The following is an 8536-nucleotide window of genomic DNA, read 5'->3' as shown; positions in this document are numbered from 1 at the left end:
TTGGATGATAGTTGCGGATTTTAGGTTCTATAAAAATTCTCTTTTAAATCATCGGTTTCCAAATCTATGCGTGAATCAAATTTTATACGTTGTAGGAATTTGACGAGATTAGAAATTGTGTCAGTATAGTTAAATGACACGATCTTAAAGTCGGGAAAACTACCCTGATATTTTTTCGAATAATCGGACAGTTTCATTGTTAATCCTTTGTATCCTGCATCATAAATACCCATAATCGAAAAGAAAATCATAAATGCCAAACTATTTTCTTCATTATTTATTTTTGCGCTTTTAAGGAAGGCTACAAGTTCGTCCTTCAGAAGTCTCATTGCTTCTTTAACCAAATCTCTTTGTTCTTCGCTATATTGAGATAGAGCTTTTTTGATATACACACATTTTTCCCTTATATCATAGTCTGCTGCAAAGTCAAGATAATTATTCTTTGACGTATATTCAATAACACTATCAAATTCTAATACTATTCCACAAAGATGCTTATAACCCTTAATTTCCTCAAATGATTCTTCATCAAGTTCTAAAGCTTTATCAATGATAGGTAAAAGTTTATCTATCATCTTTAAATTAACAGCTTGTTCACTTCTTGTAGCATATTCCTGAATAATACCTTCAAAGTCATACCATTTTTCCTTCTCTCCTTTTGCTTTTATAAACTGCAAAAGGGGATTATTAGTATGCTTTGTAAAAAAGCCATCAGCACTCAATTTTTTAAAAAATGAACCATAATCGGTGACCATGCCTAAATTTAAGTCAAAGCCATTTCCTATTATCAATGATGTTCCGTATTTCTTTTTCATATCTTTTATCTCCTAAATTTTATCAATTCATTACCACTCATAAATACAGGCTTCCCTTCTGCATATTCTTCCAGATGCTTTGGATCAGCCTTCCACTTTTCCTTATCAGATTGGATAATCCCCTGAATATCAAAGTCTCCAAGCGATATTTCTTCATCGAAAAAATAACAAAAATATCTGTCGTGTTTAGGATTGATATACCCTTGTTTTTCAATCTGCTCACGAGACAGTTCTCCCGTATTCTTTACACGGAATGACTTATAAACTTTATTCTCTCCTGCATTATATAATATCACGAACTTAGCATGCTTTACATACTCACGACTTTTTACGACACCACCTTGTACATCCTTACCAAGACGTAAATTATAGGCATCATCACGCTTACCACCTCGACGACTGAATATCCAGTTCAAGTGATTGATACTGTTCACGATACCAATAAGAAATGTTGCATTCGGATAGTTTTCCAAATAATGCATAGTAAGAAATTGCTTCGGAATAACATCATGAGGACGTGCATCGACCCTAGGCATGACTTCTTCCGGCAGTGTCCTCGGGTCCACACCAAGCGGACATTTAGCAACATAGAAGGTATGCTTTAACTCAAACAACACTGCTTCATTTTCATCTGCTACCCTTCTCCTGATGGTAGTATTGTTCTCTTTCTCGGGCTTGCGCAAAGCAAGCGAAAAATATTGCTGGTCACTTCCTTCTCGGTTATCAAATGGCTGGTATACCTTACCAAGAATCTGTTGGAAGTTTTCTTTGATGTAAGCATTCGCATCAATATCACTCTTTGCTGTCATTGCATAGAACTCAAAATTTTCTTTGAGCATCTGCTGGATTTCTTTGCGGAACATCTTGCGGACCTTGTCACGCCACTGTACCTTACTTGTTGTATTATTGCGCCCATAAAGCGCCACCACAAAGAGAAAATTCACATCATAATGCGCCAAAAGGAATGTATCTCGATCGAACAATCTGTTCTCAAACTGACGACTCAGATAGTACTGCTGCCTACGTTTCCCCTCTTCCTTATCGCTATCAATCAGCTTGATATCGTCTTCTGGTCGAAGAACATTCTGATTGGCAGAGATAAAAAAATTAGGAATAACATTGTATCCTTCGGTTACATCATCACGTAATTTTATATGCCCTTTCTTATCTTCTTCCCTACCATCGTTAAACAGGTCGATATTCCACTGTATGACGTTCCTAGCATAAGTAAATTGCTTATAGATAGACTCTTTGCCGAGGGTGTTACCACGTTTATAATACTTAGAATCACCTATATAGTAAATATCACCTTCCTTATCATTATTGGTCAATTCCTGATACTGATAAATGTGGTCAACACGCTTTCCATCCGGTTGATCCTTCAGCTCCTTTGGCAGTTTCTGGTCGCCAGCTATTAAATCATCGATAATAGATTCGAAAACGACATGAAAACTCTTCACAAGTAAATACTCCTTGCGATCAACATTGAGCATAATGTCTTCCGGACGTTCGAAAAACGCATAACAATAGTTCCAAAGTTCCAGAGCCTTGTCTGAAAAGTACTTATACTTTATCTGTTTGAGACGCCTTTTACCGAACCCATTAATGTATCTTAGAAACTTTTTACCCTTAATAAGAGGAAAGTTAACATTCATCTTGACAGGAAAGCCGTACTTTTCACGCATATACTCAAGAATGCTGTAGTATATAATAAGCAGTTCCTCATCAAAATTGATTTTACGTTTCTTATTAACCGGATTCAGGTAGCTGGCATCTTGCCTGCGTGTACCATCGGAACAATCCTGTATGAATACATTACTTCTGGAGATGGTACGCGTCCAGTTTATCTTATTTAAACCTGAATGGAGATTTTTTACAGTGAACATAACAAAACTCTCATTCTTTCTGTTCCATTCTTGCAATGCCAGCAATACATCAAGATAAGTGCACACTCTGCGCTTCTTCATATGTCCCATAATTGGCACTTGCTTATAAAGCACAATACTTGACTGCGCCTTATTCTCAAAACGGTCGAACTCGTGTTCACGGAACACGCTGATAGCCCTATATATCCATACGCTTAAATTGTAAATAAATGTATGTTCCTCGCTGCTCAGCTCATCGCACTCATCTATATTTATCAAATTCTTTGGTTCAATGTGTCCAAACACCTTCTCTTCGCCAAATGGACCTTCCAAAAGCACCTTAGGAAGTAAAAACACGCAGTCATTTACATCTGGGTCATCATTGAAGTAATAGCCAACATAGCTGAGACTAAGCTTACCGTCTCCATTGGGAAGCACACCAAACCCTTTGAGAACGTCACGGACGTCCTCATAATCATATTGGTATTCTTCTATTAATATACGCATAATTATTCTACAGGACTAATTTGACCCCAATTATTATTTTCAACAACCTTCATTAATTTGAAGAAATTGTCGTTTGCATTTTTAGCTTTCCACTGGGTATAAATATAGAGCTTCTCACCCGAATTCAAAGATATCGCTTGCCAACACTTTGCTTTTGACGACTCTACATCAAGTTCGTTATACTCATTTTCTGTTTTGACAACTGTTGTTGTAAAGTCTGCACAAGCCTCCTTAAATTTATCTCGGATGCTTGCAGCCGTAGTCAGGTCAGGATTGCTACTGATGAAATTTAAGACAACACTTTTTACGATTTCTCTTAATGAATTCGGAACGCCATTATATTTGAATTTCACTTTTGACATATCTTGTGTATCATCTTGATTTTCATCCGAATCATCACCTGACTCTTCATCCAAATCATTATCATACGGAACTGGAGAAATCCTAACGCCCAAATTATTCATGAGTTGTCCTATCGCATCTGGGTTTGCAATAGTATTTCCTTGTTCATCCTCTATAAAGAAAATATCATAAAAAGAATCATCCGTATCATTCATTCTAAAAATGGATACATCACAGTCTTTAAAGACATCATTCCACAAATAGAAAATAACTTTATTTACAAATGTATCTTCTCGAATGAAAGATTCTCCCAAATTAGGTTTACAGAAGAAATAACCAAGTTTCTTATCATCAGAACTTGTTACTGAACCAATTTGCTTATTTATAGCTTCCAAGAACTCCCACCAATCACACTCATTGTTGTTAAAACGAATCTTCCAACCAAGAGGAACTCTCTCAGAATTCTTGATAACAAGCTCTCCATTTGCCCCTCTTTTATATCCTTTCGAAATCTTCACATATCTCCATTCCCAACGACGCTTGAAAGCAGAATCTATAGGGAAGAGAGACTGGTCACTGGTATTCATTGTTGCCCAAATATAAAGATTATTTGGCAATAACAAAATTCTTCCTAACTTAATATCTTCAGTCAATGTTTTACCATAGTTACTGATATAATCAGGAACAGCATAATCCACATTAAATTCGTTAGCAAGCATATACTCGCCACCCTGTCCAAACTCCTTAGCAATCTCGTTCTGCAAATCTGCATCCGCTTCAATTGGATAGGTTGAGAATCCATTACCACTTCTATCAAGGAGTTGAAACAAATCACCAAATATCTGAGCACAGTTGCCTCGGTTAATTTCCTCTATTACCAAGAATTGCGGTTCTACCGAATCAACTCCATTAGCAAGCTTTTGCCATGCGCCCAAATAGGCTTTTAAAAATGCCTGTTTAACAAAGGTATAAGTAATACGTTTTTCCTTTGCTATCTCTACTCCTTGTGCACCATAAACAGGGGCATCTGCCATAGTAGGCTTATATGCTCCTACAAAAGTAGAATAATCACTATCAGGATGGAAAGTTGTACGTATTGTTGCATATCTATTCTTCTTCGTTATGCTGTTAACTTCGTACGATTTACCCGTACCTGGAGCACCATAGAAAATCTGCTGCAAAGCCATTTTGCCCCCAGAGTTCTTTTTTGCAGTATCAGAGCTAGCTGATGATCCTTCAAAAGACTTCCATCCTTCCGATTGAAGAAGTAAGTTTAGGCAATCTTGATTTGCCAGCCCTTTTACTATAGCCCCAATCAAACTGCTAGAAGCATTAATCGTATTTGCAATATTAAGAACAGGAGAATCGGTAAAATCATTCGAACGCTTTATATTTTTACCACCACCCCAAGACTCATAATTCCACAAGAAATTTACCAGAAGCTCTTTATCAGCACCATTATAAGAATTGAGAAAATGCTCTGCCTTTTCCTTGCAAGCATCTTTAGTTTTCTGGTCCTCTGGAATACTACTATTATCTTTGCTAGGATGACAAGCCTCATACATGTCGGACGTAAAGCCCAAAGCGTCTAACTTGTCCTTATACTTAATCAATTCGACATAATATTGACAGCAGCATGCGGCTATATACACCCATTGATTAGGTATTACCAGTAAAGACTTTCTTGAACTTACCTGCAATGTGTACAAGAAGTACTGCTCAATCTTGTAATCACCAAAGGCATGAAATTTTGCCTTGAACTCATCAGGCAAAACACAGTCATCCATATTTGAATGAGCAATGAGCTCACTCAAACTTGTTTTCAGTATACCTAAATCTAACAATTCGTCCATACTATGACTTATTTAATAATTGATTGACTATTTCTTGTGCTAACCTTTTTATCACAGGCACAGCTACACTATTCCCAAATTGATGATAAGCTTCTTTCTTTGAAACTACTATTCGGAATTCTGGATTAGAAGAATTATAATTCTGATTAGCTGCACATTCCGAATATTTCCATCCATTTCCTATAATCCTATACCCCTGTAATCTTCCTGCTTCTACAGGTGATAGCGTACGAGGATTTTTATCTGCCTGATCTATTAATATTTCACTGCCATCTTTCCAATATCTTGCCGAAATCGTACTACAGTATTCACTATCACCAAAGAATTTACGATAACCGAAACCTTTGCCATTTGCCATATTACGTTCCTTACGTCTCTGGTGACCTTCCCACATTCTATCAGAAATAGTAAAGTCTGCCACAGCATCATCAGGTTCGAATATATCAGAAACCCTAGTAGGCATAGTTCCTTCCTTTAACTTTGATTTGTCATATATAGTATTACCATTTGCGTCAATGCCATAAGGGAACTTAAACATTTCTACATTGATTGCTTTTTTATACCATGCAATGATAAATAATCTTTCCCTGTTCTGAGGAACACCGAAATATTTAGCATTAAGTACTGTATATGAAACACCATAGCCTAACTCTTCCAAGGTTGCTAGAATTACCTTTAAAGTATTACCTTTATCATGACTCTTCAAACCTCTAACATTTTCTAAAAACAAGACCTTTGGAGGACAACCATGCTCTATTTTGTATTTTACAATATTTGCTATATTGAAAAACAAGGTACCTCTGGTGTCTTCGAAACCTCTTTTGAGTCCGGCTACGGAAAACGGCTGGCAAGGAAATCCACCACAACAAACATCAAAATCAGGAATATCTGCAGGATTTGCCTTTGTTATATCTTCATTAAAATATTTATAATTTCCCAATGAGTCTTTTTTGAAAAGATTTGGCTCTATATCTTTATAATTTGCCTCATAGGATATACGTGCATATCTATCCCATTCACTTGCAAAAACGCAATGAGCTCCCACACTATGCATAGCCGTATGAAAACCACCAATACCTGCAAATAAATCCACAAAAGTAAAGGTATGAATTTCTTTTTTATTATTTTTTTCCATACCTTATTTTTTTAATTCTTTAATAGTTATGTAACTTTCTTCTTCATTTTTGCACAGAATATCCCTATCGACTTCTTGGATGAAGTCGACAAACGAGATGCCTAAAACCTGGCAAATATGATGAAGTTCTATGATATCAAGGCGGCGTTCACAAGTCTCAATCTTGCTTATGAACGCCTGATTAACTTTCAGTAGTTCAGCGAGTTGAGCCTGTGTTACCCCCCCCCATTTCGCGCTTGCTACGCAAGCGACCAATGACTTGGTGATATAAATGTGAATGTATGCTCTTGTCCATTTTTTACTTTAATTTTAGGCGCAAATATATATTCTTTTATCGGATATACCAAAATCGAATATCACATAGAATCAAATCTACAATCGTGTAATAATTCATAAAAAAGAAGGCTTATGCTTGGTTGTTTCAAGTTTTTATCTTATCTTTGCGGTAGAAACAAAAATGATGATTATGAAGTCAAAGGAATACTATATATCACTGATTTTATCTCATGCCGAAGAGCTGAAAAAGAACTTCGGAGTAAAGTCATTGCGCCTTTTTGGCTCAGTTTCCAGAAATGAACAGAAAGAAGGTAGTGATGTTGATATATGTGTAGATATGGAACCCAAAATGTTCCTTGTGGTTAGATTAAAGCGATTTTTAGAAAACTTACTAGAATGCTCTGTTGACATAGTAAGAATACACAAGCATATAAATCCATTCCTTCTTAAAGAAATAGAACATGACGGAATATACATCATCAAATAGAATAGTTGGCACCTTAATACAAATTAAGGACGCTATCAAACAATTGCAAGATTGGAACAAAGATGTACAGACTGTTGATGATTACTATTGTACACCTGAGGGAATGAAGAATCTTGCAGCTAGTTGTATGCTTATAGAGGCAATTGGAGAAGGAGTCAAACTAATTGACAGATTAACACAATCTCGCCTATTAATTGAACGTCCAGAAATACCATGGCAAGATGTTATTGGCATACGTAACCATATTGCACATGGTTACTTTGATATAGACGGAGATATAGTGCTAGATGTCATCAAGAACAATCTCGATGACTTATTAGCAGCCATCGAGTATTTTATAGCAGAATTCTAACTATCCCAACATCCGCTGCAGCCCAGTCGAGCCCCTTCAGCTCTTCTTGGCTGCACCACTTGCTATCAGCGTGCTCACGCCTCCTGAACCCATTAGCATCGCCTTTTGGCGTACACAGAAAGGCAGTCATGGTTATCGAAAAATCAGGATACTCGTGATTCACAGTTACCAACTCCTCTCCTACTTCAACAGGATATTCCATCTCCTCCATCAGCTCACGAGCCAGCGCCTGTTGAGGAGTTTCACCAGGTTCTATCTTGCCACCAGGAAACTCCCATTTATAGCTGGTATATTCAAACTTCGTCTTGCCTTTCTGCATGCAGAGGTACTTGCCATTATGGCAAACAACGGCTGCTATCACATTATAATGTTTCATTGTCTTATCAACTTAAAATATCATCTACTCGATTTGAAATATCATTTACTCCATCCACTGGAAATCCTCCTGCAATTCCTGCGGCAACGGATTGTCCATGTGAATATCATACAATATGGAACCATTCGTCGTTGCATCCTTTCTTGGATTCTCCAAATGACCAGTTCCGATATAGGTATATGGCAGGGTGATACCATTCTCGGCACTCACCTTTCTCACAAATACGAAGACTCTCTTAGCGGCTTGCTGCATGGCCTCCTCTTTGGCAGAAATATCTACAACACTTTCCCACTGGAAAACATCTGAAGACAAGAACTTATCATTATACTTCAAATGCTCTTCAAGGGAATCATCCTTCTTTAAACCTGCAAAGATATACATATTGCTATCTTTATAATGTGTTCCTTTCTGATTGTGCTTTGGATTTTCCAATATCTTCAAGAATACTTGGTCCTTGCGATAATCCTGCCACAACAGAAAATCGTCTTTCGTGTCAGCATACCCTAAAATCCGCAACTATCATCCAAT

General features: G+C 37.0%; 9 protein-coding genes. 2 read left to right on the top strand and 7 right to left on the bottom strand.

All coding sequences use genetic code 11. The features are described from left to right. Positions 1–20 precede the first annotated feature (20 nt). From DW657_RS15895 to DW657_RS18735, 5 genes are read right to left on the bottom strand one after another with little or no spacing between them, the layout of a single operon-like run. Positions 21–815, bottom strand: a complete 795-nt coding sequence (locus DW657_RS15895) for an AbiH family protein (protein WP_118313393.1) — start codon at positions 813–815, stop codon at positions 21–23. 5 nt (positions 816–820) lie between these two features. After that, positions 821–3187, bottom strand: a complete 2367-nt coding sequence (locus tag DW657_RS15890) for a restriction endonuclease (RefSeq protein ID WP_118313392.1) — start codon at positions 3185–3187, stop codon at positions 821–823. 2 nt (positions 3188–3189) lie between these two features. After that, positions 3190–5382, bottom strand: coding sequence for an AAA family ATPase (locus tag DW657_RS15885; protein WP_233547180.1), 2193 nt, complete (start codon positions 5380–5382; stop codon positions 3190–3192). 1 nt (position 5383) lies between these two features. Then, positions 5384–6517 (bottom strand): DNA (cytosine-5-)-methyltransferase, encoded by a 1134-nt coding sequence (gene dcm, locus DW657_RS15880; protein ID WP_118313391.1) that lies wholly within the window; start codon positions 6515–6517, stop codon positions 5384–5386. A gap of 3 nt (positions 6518–6520) precedes the next feature. Beyond that, positions 6521–6772: a helix-turn-helix transcriptional regulator gene (locus tag DW657_RS18735; RefSeq protein ID WP_158577411.1), complete on the bottom strand. Its 252-nt coding sequence runs from the start codon at positions 6770–6772 to the stop codon at positions 6521–6523. A gap of 202 nt (positions 6773–6974) precedes the next feature. On the opposite strand from DW657_RS18735, the gene DW657_RS15870 reads away from it, so the two are divergent. Both DW657_RS15870 and DW657_RS15865 read left to right on the top strand, forming a co-directional pair. Further along, entirely contained in the window at positions 6975–7280 is a 306-nt protein-coding gene (locus tag DW657_RS15870; protein WP_233547178.1) for a nucleotidyltransferase family protein, read from the top strand. Continuing rightward, a complete protein-coding gene (locus DW657_RS15865) occupies positions 7255–7632 on the top strand; it encodes a DUF86 domain-containing protein (protein ID WP_117662969.1) in 378 nt (125 codons plus the stop codon). Before DW657_RS15870 ends, DW657_RS15865 begins: the two co-directional genes overlap by 26 nt. On the opposite strand, the gene DW657_RS15860 is transcribed toward DW657_RS15865, so the two are convergent. Next, positions 7616–8008, bottom strand: coding sequence for a (deoxy)nucleoside triphosphate pyrophosphohydrolase (locus tag DW657_RS15860; protein ID WP_118313389.1), 393 nt, complete (start codon positions 8006–8008; stop codon positions 7616–7618). The genes DW657_RS15865 and DW657_RS15860 overlap by 17 nt on opposite strands. 45 nt (positions 8009–8053) lie before the next feature. Then, the gene (locus DW657_RS15855) at positions 8054–8524 is read right to left on the bottom strand and encodes a DUF3427 domain-containing protein (RefSeq protein WP_118313388.1); all 471 of its coding nucleotides are present in this window, start codon (positions 8522–8524) and stop codon (positions 8054–8056) included. Positions 8525–8536 lie beyond the last annotated feature (12 nt).

Origin of the sequence: Prevotella sp. AM23-5, from assembly GCF_003473645.1 — a bacterium.
In the GTDB taxonomy this organism is placed as follows: Bacteria; Bacteroidota; Bacteroidia; order Bacteroidales; family Bacteroidaceae; genus Prevotella; species Prevotella copri_A.
This window is presented reverse-complemented; position numbering and strand designations above follow the sequence as displayed.